The sequence below is a fragment of the Embleya sp. NPDC127516 genome (assembly GCF_044765325.1).
GTDB lineage: Bacteria > Actinomycetota > Actinomycetes > Streptomycetales > Streptomycetaceae > Embleya.
Genome location: NZ_JBIWJT010000003.1, coordinates 522,680 through 538,255, shown reverse-complemented (window position 1 = coordinate 538,255; position 15,576 = coordinate 522,680). Strand labels below are relative to the sequence as shown.

11 protein-coding genes are annotated in these 15,576 nt (G+C 71.6%); 5 read left to right on the top strand and 6 right to left on the bottom strand.

The features are described from left to right. The first annotated feature begins 7 nt into the window (after window positions 1–7). Entirely contained in the window at window positions 8–1,594 is a 1,587-nt protein-coding gene (locus ACIRL2_RS07610; RefSeq protein ID WP_395872648.1) for an ABC transporter substrate-binding protein, read from the top strand. A gap of 301 nt (window positions 1,595–1,895) precedes the next feature. Next, window positions 1,896–3,485 (top strand): ABC transporter substrate-binding protein, encoded by a 1,590-nt coding sequence (locus tag ACIRL2_RS07605; RefSeq protein ID WP_395872646.1) that lies wholly within the window; start codon window positions 1,896–1,898, stop codon window positions 3,483–3,485. A 58-nt stretch (window positions 3,486–3,543) separates the two neighbouring features. Here ACIRL2_RS07605 and ACIRL2_RS07600 read toward each other — a convergent pair whose 3' ends face one another. Continuing rightward, window positions 3,544–5,040 carry a hypothetical protein gene (locus ACIRL2_RS07600; RefSeq protein WP_402230789.1) on the bottom strand — a complete coding sequence of 499 codons (1,497 nt, stop codon included), beginning with the start codon at window positions 5,038–5,040 and terminating at the stop codon, window positions 3,544–3,546. 288 nt (window positions 5,041–5,328) lie between these two features. Here ACIRL2_RS07600 and ACIRL2_RS07595 point away from each other — a divergent pair, with 288 nt between their 5' ends. After that, window positions 5,329–6,021, top strand: coding sequence for a bifunctional DNA primase/polymerase (locus ACIRL2_RS07595; RefSeq protein WP_395872642.1), 693 nt, complete (start codon window positions 5,329–5,331; stop codon window positions 6,019–6,021). 73 nt (window positions 6,022–6,094) lie between these two features. On the opposite strand, the gene ftsY is transcribed toward ACIRL2_RS07595, so the two are convergent. Next, the gene (gene ftsY / locus ACIRL2_RS07590; RefSeq protein WP_395872640.1) at window positions 6,095–7,279 is read right to left on the bottom strand and encodes a signal recognition particle-docking protein FtsY; all 1,185 of its coding nucleotides are present in this window, start codon (window positions 7,277–7,279) and stop codon (window positions 6,095–6,097) included. A gap of 201 nt (window positions 7,280–7,480) precedes the next feature. Here ftsY and ACIRL2_RS07585 point away from each other — a divergent pair, with 201 nt between their 5' ends. Continuing rightward, entirely contained in the window at window positions 7,481–8,476 is a 996-nt protein-coding gene (locus tag ACIRL2_RS07585; protein ID WP_395872638.1) for an LLM class flavin-dependent oxidoreductase, read from the top strand. A 66-nt stretch (window positions 8,477–8,542) separates the two neighbouring features. Here the strand turns inward: ACIRL2_RS07585 and smc are convergent, their stop codons facing one another. Together smc and ACIRL2_RS07575 are read right to left on the bottom strand one after the other, a co-directional pair. Then, window positions 8,543–12,199 (bottom strand): chromosome segregation protein SMC, encoded by a 3,657-nt coding sequence (gene smc / locus ACIRL2_RS07580; RefSeq protein ID WP_402230785.1) that lies wholly within the window; start codon window positions 12,197–12,199, stop codon window positions 8,543–8,545. 346 nt (window positions 12,200–12,545) lie between these two features. Further along, complete coding sequence (locus ACIRL2_RS07575; RefSeq protein ID WP_395872634.1) at window positions 12,546–12,755, bottom strand: hypothetical protein; 210 nt, start codon at window positions 12,753–12,755, stop codon at window positions 12,546–12,548. Window positions 12,756–13,107: 352 nt separating this feature from the next. Here ACIRL2_RS07575 and ACIRL2_RS07570 point away from each other — a divergent pair, with 352 nt between their 5' ends. Then, complete coding sequence (locus ACIRL2_RS07570; RefSeq protein ID WP_395872632.1) at window positions 13,108–13,938, top strand: CAP domain-containing protein; 831 nt, start codon at window positions 13,108–13,110, stop codon at window positions 13,936–13,938. A gap of 64 nt (window positions 13,939–14,002) precedes the next feature. Here the strand turns inward: ACIRL2_RS07570 and ACIRL2_RS07565 are convergent, their stop codons facing one another. Together ACIRL2_RS07565 and mutM are read right to left on the bottom strand one after the other, a co-directional pair. Beyond that, window positions 14,003–14,605 (bottom strand): hypothetical protein, encoded by a 603-nt coding sequence (locus ACIRL2_RS07565; RefSeq protein ID WP_395872630.1) that lies wholly within the window; start codon window positions 14,603–14,605, stop codon window positions 14,003–14,005. A gap of 26 nt (window positions 14,606–14,631) precedes the next feature. Continuing rightward, window positions 14,632–15,510, bottom strand: coding sequence for a bifunctional DNA-formamidopyrimidine glycosylase/DNA-(apurinic or apyrimidinic site) lyase (gene mutM / locus ACIRL2_RS07560; protein WP_402230781.1), 879 nt, complete (start codon window positions 15,508–15,510; stop codon window positions 14,632–14,634). Window positions 15,511–15,576 lie beyond the last annotated feature (66 nt).

The following is a 15,576-nucleotide window of genomic DNA, read 5'->3' as shown; positions in this document are numbered from 1 at the left end:
GAGTCACATGAGCAGCAACCTCGGCAACAACGCACGAAAGCGCTCGGCGGCCATCGCCGGCGTTTCCGCACTCGCCCTGACCCTCGCCGCGTGTGGCGGCGGGGACGACGCCGCCGGCGGCAAGGCCGACCCGAACGCGTCCGCGGGTGCCAAGAAGGGCGGCAACCTGACCCTGCTCACCGTGTCCGACGCGCGCAGCATGACGCCGTTCAACGCGTCGTACGCGGCGGTCACCGACCTCAACCGCATGCTCGCCGTCTACGACGCGCTGTTCTACGTGGACAACACGCAGAACAAGGTGGTCCCGCAGATCGGCGAGAGCCTCAAGAGCGACGACGGCGGCAAGGTCTGGACGCTCAAGGTCAAGCCGAACGTCAAGTTCAGCGACGGCACCCCGCTGGACGCCGCCGCCGTCAAGTTCAACTGGGAGATGCACGCCAAGCCGGAGGTGCTCAGCCAGCACCGCCCGGCCGCGAGCGGCCTGGGGCTGGAGGTGGCCGACCCGCTGACGCTCAGGATCACGCTGCCGATGCTGAACGCGAACTTCGACCGCACGGTGGCCTCGGAGCTGTCCTACATCGAGTCGCCCAAGCAGTACGCGGCCGACCCCAAGGGCGAAAAGCCGGTCGGAGCCGGTCCGTTCGTCCTCAAATCCTGGACCCGGGACAGCCAGATGGTGTTCGAGAAGAACCCGAACTACTGGCAGGGGCCGGACAAACCCTACTTGGACACGCTGACCATCAAGGTGGTCAACGACGTCAAGCAGCAGGTCGACACGATCAAGGCCGGTGGCGCGGACATCACCTTCACCATCGACCCGCAGAAGACCAAGGCAGCGCAGGAAGGCGGCCTGGGCGTCACGCCGTTCACCCTCGACGGCGGCCAGATGATCGTCTTCAACACCTCGACGGCGCCGTTCGACGACGCTCGCGCGCGCCGTGCGGTCGCGCTCGCGCTCGACCCGGTCGACCTGAACCAGAAGATGTACGCGGGCACGGCGACCCCGGCCAAGAGCATCTTCCACAGCGGCAAGACCTTCACCGACGCCACCGCCGCGCAGCCGAGTCCGAACAAGGTCGAGGCGCAGAAGCTCTTCGACGAACTCGCGGCCGAGGGCAAGCCGGTCAAGTTCAACTACCTGGTCCCGGAGAACCCGACCTCCAACGCGACCTCCGAGTACACCATGACCGCGCTCAACGCCTTCAAGAACGTCGAGGTCAAGCTCGACAAGGCCGAGGTGGCCAGCTACTACCTGCGCCTGACGGTGCAGAAGAACTACACCGCGGCGCTCTACCAGATCTGGTCCAGCGACCCGGAACCGGTGCTGTTCAACAGCCTGTTCTCGCAGACCCCGTTGAACTTCACCGGGTACAAGAGCCCCGAGGCGGACGCGGCGCTGATCAAGGGCCGCTCCACCACCGACGAGGCGGCGCGCAAGGCCGCCTACTCCGACCTGCAGAAGGTGCTCGTCAAGGACCTGCCGATGCTCGCCTACCAGGAGGCGGTCACCAACATCATCTCCGGCCCCAGGGCCGTGGGTGTGGTGGGTGTGCAGGACGGTGGCATGCTGATGGACCGGGTCGGCCTGAAGTAGCCGAACGCCGGTCCCGGATCGCCTCCGGCTGATCCGACACACCGTCACCTCGGGTGTCCGGGAGGCCCGTTCGCAATCCGCGAGCGGGCTTCCCGGCCACCTCCCGGGCCGGAAAAGTCCGGTCTCCCGACACGATTCGACAACTGTCTGTAACGATGTAACAGATCGGCTTACAGGTCGTGCAAGTTGCGCCGAGTGGACCTACGGTGTGCCGCACGCAGTACCGATTCGGCAGTGCCCGCTCCACAGCTCATGGCTCCCGGCACCACTTGTGTTGTTCCCGGCGGAGGTGGCAAGAACGTTGTCTGCACGACGCACGACCGCACGTCGCACGGCTCTCGTCTCGATGATGGTGGTCCTCGGTATCACGGCCACCGCGTGTGGCGGATCGGACGACTCCGGCTCCTCGGGCGGCAAACAGTCGACCGTCCAGGGCGAGGCCAAGTCCGGCGGCAGCATGACCATGCTGGCCGTCCAGGACTCCGCCTCGCTCGACCCGTTCAAGGCCGCGTCCGTCGCGGTGGCGGACGAGCCGCGCCTGGCGGCACTGTACGACCCGCTGTTCTACATCGACGCGGCGGACAACTCGGTCAAGCCGCACCTCGGTGCGAGCCTGGCCACCTCGGACAACGGCAAGACCTGGCAGCTCAAGCTCCGGCCGGGGGTCGTGTTCTCCGACAACACGCCGTTGAACGCCGAGGCGGTCAAGTTCAACTGGGACATGCACGCGAAGGCGGAGACCCAGTCCCAGCACCGCCAGATAGCCGCCGGGCTGACCAGCAAGGTGGTCGACGAGACCACGCTGGAGATCACCCCGCTGGGCATGCCGAACGCCAACCTGGACCGCGCGATCGCGATCGACCTGACCTACATCGCGTCGCCCGCGTCGCTGGCCAAGGGTCCGGACGAGTACCGCAACAAGCCGGTCGGCGCCGGCCCGTTCAAGCTGGAGAGCTGGACCCGCGGCAGCCAGCAGGTCTACGTCAAGAACGAGAACTACTGGCAGAAGGACAAGGGTCTGCCCAAGCTGGACAAGCTGACCATCAAGAACGTGCCGGACGTCAAGCAGCAGTACAACACCGTCAACAGCGGCGGCGCGGACATCTTCGTGAGCTCCGACAACGCCACCATCGCGCAGGCGGAGAAGGCGATCGGCGTCGTCCAGCGCTCGGTCGACGGCGGCCAGATGATCCAGTTCAACATGACCAAGCCGCCGTTCGACGACCCGCGGGCACGGCAGGCGATCACCCTCGCCCTGGACCCGGCCGGCATCCCCAAGACCCTCGCCAACGGCTACGTGCCCGCGAAGGGCTACTTCGCCCAGAAGTCGCCGTTCTACGACGCGGCGAGCGCGCAGGCCGCGCCCGACAAGGCCAAGGCCAAGCAGCTCTTCGACGAGCTCGAACGCGACGGCAAGAAGGTCGAGTTCAACTACCTGCTGCCGCAGAACCCGTCCTCGGTCAAGGTCGCCGAGTGGATGCAGACCCAGCTCGCCGAGTACAAGAACGTCTCGATGAAGCTGGAACCGCTGGAGATCGGCGCCTACATCGAGAAGTACGCGTTCCGCCGCGACTTCCAGGCGATGCTCTTCCAGCAGTGGCTGGTCGACCCCGAGCCGCTGGCCTTCAACAACTGGTTCTCCAAGAGCCCGACCAACTTCATCGGCTGGAACAACCCGGCGGTGGACGCGGCCCTGGTGACCGGCCGCAACTCGACCGACCCGACCATCCGCAAGAAGGCCTACTCGGAACTGCAGAAGGCGATGTCCGCCGACCTGCCGGTGTGGACGTACGCCGAGTCCTCGATCGGGGTCCTGTTCAACAAGAAGGTCACCGGTGTCGCGCAGTACAACACCGGCGTCTTCTTCATGGACCGGGTCGGGCTGAAGTAGTCCCGCCTCCCCGCCGTTCGGCCCCCGTCCGCCTCGCGCGGGCGGGGGCCGACGCGCGTCACGCGGTGGGGAACGGCGCCTCGGGCAGCTCGCGGGCCACCCGGGCGGCCAGGTCGCGCACCGCGGGATCGCTCGGGAAGCGCCCGGCCAGTGCCTCGACGGTGCGCCGCAACCGCACGATCAGCCGCTCGGAGCGCACCCGGGAGGCGATCTCCAGCGCCGCGCCGGCCTGCTCGACCGCGGCCGGCGGGTCGTTCTCGATCAGGAACACCGTGGCCAGCCCCACCCGGGCGAGCGCGAGGCTGCGGACGAACTCGTCGGTGCCCCGCAGCAGCCGTACGGCCTCGCCCAGCCGCTCCCCGGCCGGGGTCACGAACGCCGGTCGGGTGTAGGCGAGATCGCGATACGCGTGCCCGCTCTCGGCGAGCAGTTCGGCCCGGTCGAAGTAGCGGATCCAGTCCGGCTCGGTCCCGGGCCGGCTGTCGGCCAGCGCCTGTTCGGCCAGGCCCAGCGCGCGCCTACATCGATCCGCGTCGCCCAGCGCGGCGTACGCACGCCCCTCCAGCGCGCACAACATCGCCTGGAGCCCCGCTCCGCCGGTGTCCCGGCTGCCGTACTGGGCCAGGTGGATCAATTCCAGCGCGTCCTCGGGCAGCTCGTAGTGGATCATCTGCCGGGACATCACCCCGAGCACGTTGGCCCCGAACGGCGCGTCGTCGCACTCCTTCGCGGCGTGCAGCGCGAGCACCATGTACTTCTGCGCGCCCGGTTGCAGGCCGGTGTCGTAGGACATCCACCCGGCGAGCAAAGCGAGTTCGGCGGTCAGACCGAGCAGCCGGGTCCGGACGGCGGCCGACCGCTCGGTGCGCAACAGGTCGGTGAGCGCGTTGAGTTGTCCGATCACCGCCTTGCGCCGCAGCCCGCCGCCGCCCTGCATGTCCCAGCGCCGGAACAACCGCACCGAGTCGCGCAGATGTTCGGTCGCGGCGGCCGGCAGCCGCATCGGGCGAGCCGGCCCCGAACGGTCGCCGACACCGATCGACGGCGCGGTCGGTGTCGCGGGCAGCGGCGCCGACCAGCGCTGGAGCGGTTCGACCAGATCGCGGCCCGCCGCCAGGCGCAGCGCCGGGCCGACGAACTCCTGTCGGCCCAGCAGCAGATCGCCGCGGGTGTACTCGCCGAGGATCTCCACCACGGTCTCGAACGTCCAGGGCAGGTCCACGCCGAAGTCGCCGTGCGGCTCGTCCGGCTCGCGCAGGCCCAACTCGTCGATGCTGACCACCCGACCGAAGCGTCGGGTGAACAACTCGGCCAGGATCTGCGGTATCGGCTCGCGCGGTTGTTCCCCGTCCAGCCAGCGGCGCACCCGCGAGGTGTCGGTGCTCACGTGGGGGGCCGACATCGCCCGCGCGTGCCGGTTCACCTGGCGGGCCAGCTCGCCCTTCGACCACCCGCTGCGGGCGAACCACGCGGCGAGCCGGTCGTTGGGTTGCCGCCCGCCGTCCGGCTCGTGTTCGTCCGCGGACCCGCCGTCCCGCGTTCGCGTCGTCGCCACCGCATCGCCCCCATGCCCTCAGCGGTCCGGCCGGTCAGGCGTCGGGCCCCGATGGGAACCGTACGCGCAGGCCCGTTCGCCGAACGTATTCGCAACTCGCGCGCAGGCGTCGGTCGATGCGCCAAACGCCAGGCTTCGCCACCCCACGCGCCCGGGACGCGCCAGGGGGGAACCGGCGTTTGACTGATCATCGACACAGCGTCGACGACGACTGCCGGTCCTGTTCATATCGCGCGGAGCCGACAGCCGTCGAGATGACGTTCTGCGGTCACAGCGTAACCAAACGTAATGAGTGCCGTTGGGGAGGACATGGACATCATGCTCGGATCGCGCCGGCGTACGCGGGCCGCACTGTGGCAGGCGGTGGCCGAGTTCGCGGAGGAACGCGGCTGGCCGGTGGCCCAGGGTGCGCACCTGGTACGCGACGGACGCGGCACCCACTGTTCGTGCGGCCGCGTCACGTGTGCCGCGCCCGGCATGCACCCGGCGGACCCGCGCTGGTCGGAGCGGGCCACCGCGTCGCCGGCCGCGGTGCGCTACCTGTGGTCGCAGTGGCCGGACAGCACGGTCGTGGTCCCCACCGGCCGGGTCTTCGACGCGATCAGCGTGCCCCGCCAGGCGGGCACCCGGGCGCTGGTCCGGCTGGAGCGCATGGGCACGCCGCTGGGCCCGGTGCTGGCCACGCCGACCGGGCGGGTCGCGTTCCTGGTCGCCCCCGGCGCGGCGGCCGAACTGCCCCACCTGCTCTACCAGATGGGTTGGGACGACGCCGTCCTGGACCTGCGCTGCCACGGTGAGGGCGACTACGTGTTCGCGCCGCCGTCGCCGATGGGCATGCTCGGCCCGGTGGAGTGGATCCGCCCGCCCGAGAGCGGCGACCCGGCGCTCCCGGAGGCCCGTCTGCTGCTCGGTACGCTGGCCTACGCGTGCCACCGCAAGGACGCGTCGTCGACCGGCCGAGGACTGTGGCTGGCGTCCTGACGCCACCCGGGTCCGGACCCGAAAACGCCGGACGGGCCGTGTCGGCCCGCCCGGCGTCGCAGCTCGAACCCGCTCAGTCGCCGATCAACGCGTCCACGAACGCGGACGGCTCGAACGGCGCCAGGTCGTCGGGCCCCTCGCCCAGGCCGATCAGCTTGACCGGCACACCCAACTCGCGCTGCACCGAGACCACGATTCCGCCCTTGGCGGTGCCGTCCAGCTTGGTCAGCACGATGCCGGTGATGTCCACCACCTCGGCGAACACCCGGGCCTGGACCAGACCGTTCTGACCGGTGGTGGCGTCCAGGACGAGAAGCACCTCGTCGACCGGACCGTGCTTCTCCACCACCCGCTTGACCTTGCCCAGCTCGTCCATCAGGCCGGTCTTGGTGTGCAGGCGGCCGGCGGTGTCCACGAGCACCGTGTCCACGCCCTCGGCGATGCCCTCCTTGACCGCGTCGAACGCGACACTGGCCGGGTCGCCCGCCTCCGGCCCGCGCACCGTGTGGGCGCCCACCCGCTCGCCCCACGTCTGCAACTGGTCGGCGGCGGCCGCACGGAAGGTGTCCGCGGCGCCGAGCACCACGCTGCGGCCGTCCGCGACCAGGACCCGTGCGAGCTTGCCGGTCGTGGTGGTCTTGCCGGTGCCGTTGACGCCGACCACGAGCACCACGGCCGGACGGTCGCCCCCCTCGCCGCCGGTGTGCCGGGCCGTCTTGAGGGTGCGGTCCAGGTCTGGGCCGAGCAGCGTGAGCAGTTCCTCGTGCAGCAGCGCGCGCAGCTCCGCGGGCGTACGGGTGCCCAGCACCTTGACCCGGGTACGCAGGCGCTCGACCAGTTCCTGCGTGGGCGCCACGCCGACGTCGGCGGTCAGCAGGGTGTCCTCGATCTCCTCCCAGGTGTCCTCGTCCAGGTGCTCGCGCGCGAGCAGCGCCAACAGGCCCTTGCCGAGCGTGCTCTGCGAGCGGGCCAACCGGGCGCGCAGCCGGACCAGCCGCCCGGCCGTCGGCTCGGGCACCTCCAGCGGAACGAGTTCCGGCTCGGCCGGCACGACGACCGACGTCTCCGGCAGATCGACCGTGTCGACGGTGCGCCGGGGCGCTTCGACGGGCGGGGCGGCCTCGTCGCCGACACCCGGCTCGACCGGTGTGCGCGGCGGCGCAGGCGGCGCGCCCTTGCGGCGCGAGCCGACCACGAACCAGCCGGCGGCGCCGAGGACGACGAGGGCAATGACGACGATCAGGATCACAGTCTCCATAGGACCTCCAGTCTCCCAGACCACCCGGCGCCGAACCGCGACCGGCCGCTCCCGGCGGGTCCGCGTCCGGCCGCCCGGCCGTGACCGGAAGACCGTTGAATCCTGACACTGCGTCAGATAGCTTGCCAGAGCCAAGCACCGTCCGGCAGATGACACGTGTCCGAGACGGCTTCGGCTCGACCCGGAAGGTGTTCACGCTCCATGGCTGTCACGAATCTGCGGTTCAACCAGGTCCTCCCCGGTCTCGACCGGCAGGAGATGTCCGCGCGTTATCGGGCCACCGTCGAGATGGCGGCCTTCGCGGACAAGAACGGGTTCGACATGATCAGCCTCGAGGAGCACCACGGCGCGGACAACGCGTGGAGCCCCTCCCCGCTGAGCACCGCGGGCGCGATCTTCGGCGCCACCGAGCGGATCGGCGTGATCGTCTGCGCACTGCTCGCCCCGCTGTACGACCCGATCCGGCTGGCCGAGGACATCGCGGTCCTGGACAACATCAGCGGCGGCCGACTCTCCCTGGTCGCCGGCCTGGGCTATCGGCCCGAGGAGTACGCGGCGCTGGGCAAGGACTGGAAGCGGCGCGGGAAGATCCAGGACGAGGTGCTGGAGACGCTGCTCAAGGCGTGGACCGGAGAGCCGTTCGAGTACCGCGGCACCACCGTCCGGGTCACCCCGAAGCCGTTCACCGACCCGCACCCGATGGTCATGGTCGGCGGCACCGCCAAGGCGTCCGTACGCCGCGCGGTGCGACTGCGCCTGCCGTTCTACGCCGCGGCGCCGATCCCGGAGCTCGAGCAGTACTACTACGAGCTCGCCGCCGAGGAGGGCTTCGAGGGCGGCTTCGCGATCCTGCCCCCGGTCAAGACCCGGATGATCTTCTGCACCGAGGATCCGGACAAGGCATGGGCGGAGTACGGCGAGTACTTCCTGCACGAGGCCACCACGTACGCAGGCTGGCAGACCCCCGACATAGCGTCGGTGGTCGAGTCCTCGGCCACCACGGTCGCCGCACTGCGCGAGGAGGGCATCTACTGCTGCCTCACCCCCGACGAGTGCGTCGAGATCGGCCAGGCCGGCGGCCTGACCGACGCGCTGATCCTGCACCCGCTGGTCGGCGGCCTGCCGATCGACGCGGGCTGGGCCAGCCTGCAACTGTTCAACGACAAGGTGATGCCGCGCAACGTGCCGGCCGAGTAGCCCGGCGCCCCGCACACGGCGGCGGTCACACCCTCGACTCGACCGGGGTGTGGCCGCCGTTCGTGTTCACCCGCTCGCGGCGACCCCGCTCATCGGCTCCGCGTGCTCGGACGCGACCCGCCGGTCCTCCTGCCGCAGCCGCTGGCTGATCACCGTGGTCACCCCGTCGCCACGCATCGAGACGCCGTACAGCGCGTCCGCGACCTCCATCGTGCGCTTCTGGTGGGTGATCACGATGAGCTGCGAACTCTCCCGCAGCTCCGCGAAGATCCCGATCAGCCGCTGGAGGTTCATGTCGTCCAGCGCCGCCTCGACCTCGTCCATCACGTAGAACGGACTGGGCCGGGCCTTGAAGATCGCCACCAGCAGGGCCACCGCGGTCAGCGAGCGCTCACCGCCGGAGAGCAGCGACAGCCGCTTGACCTTCTTGCCCGGCGGCCGGGCCTCCACCTCGATGCCGGTGCTCAGCATGTCGTCCGGATCGGTCAGGATCAGCCGGCCCTCGCCGCCGGGGAACAGCCGGGCGAACACGCCCACGAACTCGCGCGCCGTGTCGTGGTACGCCGCCGTGAAGACCTGTTCGACCCGCTCGTCCACCTCCTTGACCACCGTCATCAGGTCGCGGCGGGTGTTCTTCAGATCCTCCAACTGCTCGGTCAGGAAGTTGTGTCGCTCCTCCAGGGCGGCGAACTCCTCCAACGCGAGCGGGTTCACCTTGCCCAGTTGCACATGCGCCTTCTCCGCCGCGCGCAGCCGCTTCTCCTGCTCGGCCCGGACGTAGGGCCGCGGCAGCGCCTCGGGCGAGTCCGGGTCGCGCTCCTCGCCCTCGGCCGGCGGCGACGGCGGCACAAGTTGGTCCGGGCCGTACTCGGCCAACAGGCCCTCGGCCTCGATCCCGTGCTCCTCCAGCGACCTGGCCTCCAACTGCTCGACCCGCAGCCGCTTCTCCGCGCGCAGCATCTCGTCCCGGTGCACCGAGTCGGTCAGCTTCTCCAACTCGGCGGCGAAGGCGCGGGACCTGCCGCGCTCGCGGGCCAGCTCCGCCTCGTGCGCGGCCCGGGCGCCCTCCGCCGCGTCGCGCTCCGCCCCCGCGCGCGCCAACGAGGCGTCGACGTGGCGCAGCAGTACGTCCGTGCCCGCGAGCACCGCGCCCGCGACCCGCGCCTCCACCGCCATCCGCTCCCGCCGCCGGGCGGCGCTCGCCCGCGCCTCGCGCTCGGCCCGCGCGCCCCGATCCAGCGCGTCGGCCCGCCCGGCCAGCGAACGCACCCGCTCCTCGTGCGTGCGCACCGCGAGCCGGGCCTCCATCTCGGCCTGCCGCGCGGCACTCGCACCGCCCGCGAGCCGGTCCCGCTCGGCGGTGTCCGGCTCCTCGTCGCCCTCGGCCGCGTTGTACTCCTCGGCCGCCTCCAGCCGCGCCGACAGTTCCTCGACCTTGAACTCCTCCTGGGCCCGCGCCGCCTCGGCCTCGGCCACTGCGCCCGCCAGCCGCTCCGCCTCGCCGGCCGCCGCCCGGGCCTGGCCGCCGAGCCGGCCCAACTGCTGCGCCGCCGCGGCGGCCTTGTGCTCCGCCTCGCGTCGTTGTGCCGTGATCCGCTCGACCGCGGCAGCCGCCTCGCGCCGGGTCGCCACCGCATCCGCCAGCGCGTCGCCCAGCCGCGCGCACCGCCCGGTCAGCTCGGCCAGCCGCTCGGCCGCCTCGTCCACCGCCGCCTGCACCTCCAGCAGGCTCGGCGCGCTCGCCGACCCGCCGTGCGCGAAGCCCTCGCCGACCAGATCACCCGTCCGGGTGACCGCCCGCACCCCGGGCAGCGCCCGCACCAGGTCCGCGGCGGCGGCGAGGTCCTCGACGACCGCGACCCGATCGAGTAGCCCGGCCACCGCTCCGCGCAACTGCTCCGGTACGGACACCAGACGCGCCGCGTACACCGCGCCCGCCGGCAGTGCCGGCCACCGCGCCGGACCCCCGGCCGCCGACCCCGCCTCCGCGACCCCGCCGAGCAGCAGAGCGGCCCGGCCCGCGTCGTCCTTGCGCAGCAGCCGCAACGCCTCCACGGCCGGCTGCACACCGGTCACCGCGATCGCGTCCGAGGCCGCGCCCAGCGCCGCCGCGACCGCCTGCTCGGCGCCGTACTCGACGGTGACCAGCGCGGCCACCGTGCCCAGCACGCCGGACAACCGGTCCCCCGCCGCGAGCAGCGCGCCCGTACCGTCCTTGCGCCGAAGCCCCAACTCCAGCGCCTCCTTGCGCGCGGTGACCGCCGAGCGCTCCCGCTCGGCCTCCTTCTCCGCGTCGCGGGTGGCCGTCAACGTCTCCTCGGCCTCGGCCAGCGCCTCCTCGGCCGTGCCCAACCGGGCCTCGATCACGGCGAGTGCGGACCCGCCGCCGTCCTGCGGAGCGCCCTCGACCCCGAGCCGGAGCAGCTCGTACTCCTCCTGCGCGGCCGCCGCGCGCTCGTGTGCCTCGTCCCGGGAGCCGACCAGCCGACCGATCTCGGCCTCCGCCGCGGCCACCCGGCTGCGCGCGGCGCCGACCCGGCCGACCAGCCGGGCCAACCCCTCGCGGCGGTCCGCCAGCGCCCGGGCGACCTCCTTGAGCCGGCGCTCCTCCTCGACCAGGGCGCGCTCCAACTCGCCGCGCCGCTCCACCGTCTCGGCCAGCTCGACCTGCGCGGACTCGAGCGCGGCGGCGAGTTCCGCCTCCTGCCCGCGGATCCGCTCCGCCTCGCGCTCCATCTCCTCCGGGTCGCGCCCGCGCCGCTCGTCGGCGGGCGCCGAGGTCGCGTGCTTGACCCGCTGCCGCGCCAGCCCGGCCGTCCCGCGCACGCGTTCGGCCTGTGCGGACAGCGCGTACCAGGTCTCCTGGGCCCGGGCCAGCCGCGGCGCCATCGACCGCATCTCGGTCTCCAGGTGCGCCTCGCGTACCTGGACCGCCCCGAGTTCGCGCTCCACCGCGGTCCGCCGCTCGCGCAACGCGGCCTCGTCCGCGACCTCCTCGGCCAGCGCTCGCTTGAGCCCCACGAGGTCGTCGGCGAGCAGCCGCAGCCGCGCGTCCCGCAGATCGGCCTGGATCGCCGCCGCCCGCCGGGCCACCTGGGCCTGCCGTCCGAGCGGCTTGAGCTGCCTGCGCAGTTCGTTGGTCAGGTCCTGCACCCGGTTCAGGTTGGCCTGCATCGCGTCCAGCTTCCGCAGCGCCTTCTCCTTGCGCTTACGGTGCTTGAGTACGCCCGCGGCCTCCTCGATGAACGCCCGTCGGCCGGTCGGGTCGGCCTGGAGCACCGAGTCGAGCCGCCCCTGGCCGACGATCACGTGCATCTCCCGGCCGATACCGGAGTCGGAGAGCAGTTCCTGGATGTCCAGGAGGCGACAGGTGCTGCCGTTGATCTCGTACTCGGATCCGCCGTTGCGGAACATCCGTCGGGTGATGGTGACTTCGGAGTAGTCGATGGGCAGCGCGCCGTCCGCGTTGTCGATGGTCAGGCTCACCTCGGCGCGCCCGAGCGGCGGTCGACCGGCGGTGCCGGCGAAGATGACGTCCTCCATCTTGCCGCCGCGCAACGTCTTGGCGCCCTGCTCGCCCATCACCCACGACAACGCGTCGACCACGTTCGACTTGCCGGAGCCGTTGGGCCCGACGACGCACGTGATCCCCGGCTCGAAGCGCAGCGTCGTCGCAGACGCGAAGGACTTGAAGCCACGCAGTGTCAGACTCTTCAGGTGCACGCGACGAAAGAGTAGTCGGGGGCACTCGGGCGATTCGTCCGGTCGGTCCCTTCCACGGCGTGTCGGGTGCCCCGGATGGGGGTATCAACCGCTGGAAGCGAGTGGGTGGGCGCAAGGGGGCATGGCGGGGACGGGCACAGGGGGAAGACCGAGGTACCGGGCGCGCGGATGGTGGCGCGTGCCACAGGGGTCGCGCGGGACCCCGGGAGAGCGAGTCGCTCAGACATCGGGTTCGCAGACACAACCGGCTTCTCGGACCGGGTTCGGGGCGCACTGCGGTTCGAGAACACCTCCGGAAACGACAAAGGGACGCCGGAAGGCGTCCCTGGTTATCGCTTGCGCGGACCTACGCTCGCGAAAGCGCGGGTTCCGCCGCCGCGGATACGTCGAAGCCGGCAAGCAGCTCGTCCGAAGCGGCGGCGTTGAGCGCGTCGTTACGCTCCTGGGCACGGACGAGTTCCGTTTCCAGGTCACGAACACGCTGCTGGAGCCGTCGATTCTCGGCGAGCAGTCGGGGATCGGGGCCACCGACGTAACCGAGAAGCGCCTTCGCCATGAGAGGGTCCTCCACGCTGAAAATGAATGACCACGCAGATTCGCGGGTCTAAATGTGGCACCCGGCCGCAAGGCTCCTGATAGGGTGCGCGGGCTTCCAGCGTCGCACCAAAAACGCAGGAGGTCAATATCATAACGGCACGATAACGAGACCTTCACCCGATCAAACGCGGTTCGACCGCGGACTGGGGTGACGGCTGTCGTGCTGGGTGTACGAGATCATCTTTCGACCTCCACCGTCAAGAAGATTCCGGTTGTCCGCCAACTCCGGACGGCCGTGCCCTAGAGTCACTCCGGCACGACACCCGTTCGGGTGAACTGATATCCCCTGCCGGAAGGTGACTCAACCCTCCATGGCCCGGCACAGCCGCACCTCCTCGACCCCGGCCCGCCCGCGTCGACGACGCGCGAGGGCCCGACGTCGACGCGTCGCCCCCCTGCTCGCCCTGTTGGCCCTTCTCGCGCTCGGCGGGACGGTGGCCGGCCTGGTCGTCTCGGATCGGGCCGGCGAGTCCTCCGGCAACCGGGTCGCCGGTGCCGACAAGCCGTTGCCCGGGCACGGCGCCGACGGGTCCGGCCCGTCGGGCGCCGCCGGAGCCGACCGCACCGGCGACGGAGCGTCCCGAAGCCTGCTCCCGGGCGCGGCGACCACCGGCCGCACCGCGCTGCCCGGCGCGAGCGCCGACCCCACGCCCTCCGCGAGCGCGGTGCCGAGCGCACCGACCACGAGCGCGGCCGGCACCCCGAGCGCGACCGCCTCGCCGAGCAAGCCCGCCCCCACCCCGAGCACGAGCACCCCGACCCCATCCAGCGGCCCCGAGGACAAGGTGCTCGCGGCGGTCAACGAGGAGCGGGCGAGCGCGGGCTGCGGTCCGGTCAAGAACGACGCCAAGCTGGTCGCGCTGGCCCGTGCGCACAGCGCCGACATGGCCGCCCGCGACTACTTCGACCACAACACACCCGAGGGGCTCACCCCGTGGGACCGCGCCGAGAAGGCCGGCGTGAGCTACCTGGGCGCGGAGAACATAGCGCGCGGCCAAAAGACCGCCGACGCCGTGATGCGCGCCTGGATGAACAGTCCCGGCCACCGCCGCAACATCCTCGACTGCGGCCTGACCAAGCTCGGGGTCGGCATCAAGGAAGGCGCCAACGGCCCCTGGTGGACCCAGGAGTTCGGCCGCTGACCCGACGGCCCGGCCCGGGCGGACCCGGGCCGGGCCTCGGCGCGAGCCGAGCCGGCCGAGCGCCTCAGCGCGGACCCACCCCGAGCCGGTCCGCGAGCAGGCCGAACACGTACAACCCGGATTCGCCCTGGTTGCGGGCGAGCACGAGGTCGACCGCCTGTTCGCCGGCCGCCCGACCCGCCGCCCGCGCCCAGCGCACCGCCGCCGCGACCACCTTCGGGCGGGCCCGGTCCAGCACCTCGCCCACCTCGTCGCGCAGTCGGGCATAGCGCTCGGGCCGACGCAACTCGCCGTCGTCGTCGAAGACCTCCGCGCCGGCCCGGGCCGCCTCCACCTCGAGTCGGCCCATCGCCAGATGCGCCGCCGCCTCCCCCGGATTCAGCCACGCCTCCCACGCGCCCGCCTCGCTCATCCCCTGGACGTGCGCGACGTGCGTCTCGAAGACCCAGCACACCAACACCGGCGAGTCCGCCTTGGCCGCCAACGCCTCCAACCACGGCCGCTCGAAGGCGTACGGGTCGTCCTCGTGCCGCACGTGGGTCGCGGTCCAGCCGTCCGACGACTCCCACATCGTCCGGGCCGGGTGCGCCGCCGTGTCCACGTGCGGCGCGAACTCGGACAACGGCCGCGCCCCACGCACGACGACGATGTCCCCGTTGAATCCCATGACACGCGCTCCCTGGGTTCCGGTGCCTACGCCCCGACCGTCGCCTTGCGTGGCGTCCGCTGACAGGTCGGACAGAAGTAACTGCTGCGATTCATGAACGAGATCCGCCCGATCGGCGTCGCGCACCGGTTGCACGGCTCGCCCTCGCGGCCGTAGGCGTCCAGGCCGCGCGAGAAGTAGCCGCTCTCGCCGTTCACGTTGACGTACAGGCTGTCGAACGAGGTACCACCCGCCGCCAACGCGTCGGTCATCACGTCCCGCGCGGACGTGAGCAGCAGCGTGGTCTGCGCGAGGGTGAGTTTCCCGGTCTGCCGGGCACCGTGCAGCCGGGAGCGCCACAGCGCCTCGTCGGCGTAGATGTTGCCGATCCCGCTGACCAGGGTCTGGTCCAGGAGTGCGCGTTTGACCTCGGTGTTGCGCCGGCGCAGCGCCGCGTGGAAGAGCGCGTCGTCGAACAGCGGATCCAGCGGGTCGCGGGCGATGTGCGCCATCGAGGGCGGCAGTTCGGCGCCGCCGCGCTCGACCGCGAGCCCGCCGAAGGTGCGCTGGTCGACGAAGCGCAACTCGAGCCCGCCGTCGGTGAAGGCGAACCGCACGTGCAGGTGCTTCTCCCGGGGTGCCTCGGGCGGCTGGACCAGGAGTTGGCCGCTCATCCCCAGGTGTGCGAGCAGCGCGTCCTCGGGCGCCTCGGCACCGGGCGCCACCAGCGGCAGCCACAGGTACTTCCCGCGTCGGCGGGCGGCGTGCACCCGGGCACCGGCGAGCGCGTCGGCGAAGTCCACCAGGCCCGCCGGGTGGCGCCGGACGGCGCGCTCGTGGGTGACCTCGACGTGTGCGATGGTGCGACCCACCACCCACTTCTCCAGTCCGCGACGGACGACCTCGACCTCGGGCAGTTCGGGCACCTTGCACTCCCCCTGGGGACGGCACAACCGGAGACGACACGACTGGAGAGAACACGAACGCACGGG

What these genes read in the sequence shown, in the direction of transcription:
- ACIRL2_RS07610 (WP_395872648.1), top strand. Translation starts at nt 8, where the DNA reads ATGAGCAGCAACCTCGGCAACAACGCACGAAAGCGCTCGGCGGCCATC.
- ACIRL2_RS07595 (WP_395872642.1), top strand. Translation starts at nt 5,329, where the DNA reads ATGAGTGCCGTTGGGGAGGACATGGACATCATGCTCGGATCGCGCCGG.
- ftsY (WP_395872640.1), bottom strand. Translation starts at nt 7,279, where the DNA reads ATGGAGACTGTGATCCTGATCGTCGTCATTGCCCTCGTCGTCCTCGGC.
- ACIRL2_RS07585 (WP_395872638.1), top strand. Translation starts at nt 7,481, where the DNA reads ATGGCTGTCACGAATCTGCGGTTCAACCAGGTCCTCCCCGGTCTCGAC.
- ACIRL2_RS07575 (WP_395872634.1), bottom strand. Translation starts at nt 12,755, where the DNA reads ATGGCGAAGGCGCTTCTCGGTTACGTCGGTGGCCCCGATCCCCGACTG.
- ACIRL2_RS07570 (WP_395872632.1), top strand. Translation starts at nt 13,108, where the DNA reads ATGGCCCGGCACAGCCGCACCTCCTCGACCCCGGCCCGCCCGCGTCGA.
- ACIRL2_RS07565 (WP_395872630.1), bottom strand. Translation starts at nt 14,605, where the DNA reads ATGGGATTCAACGGGGACATCGTCGTCGTGCGTGGGGCGCGGCCGTTG.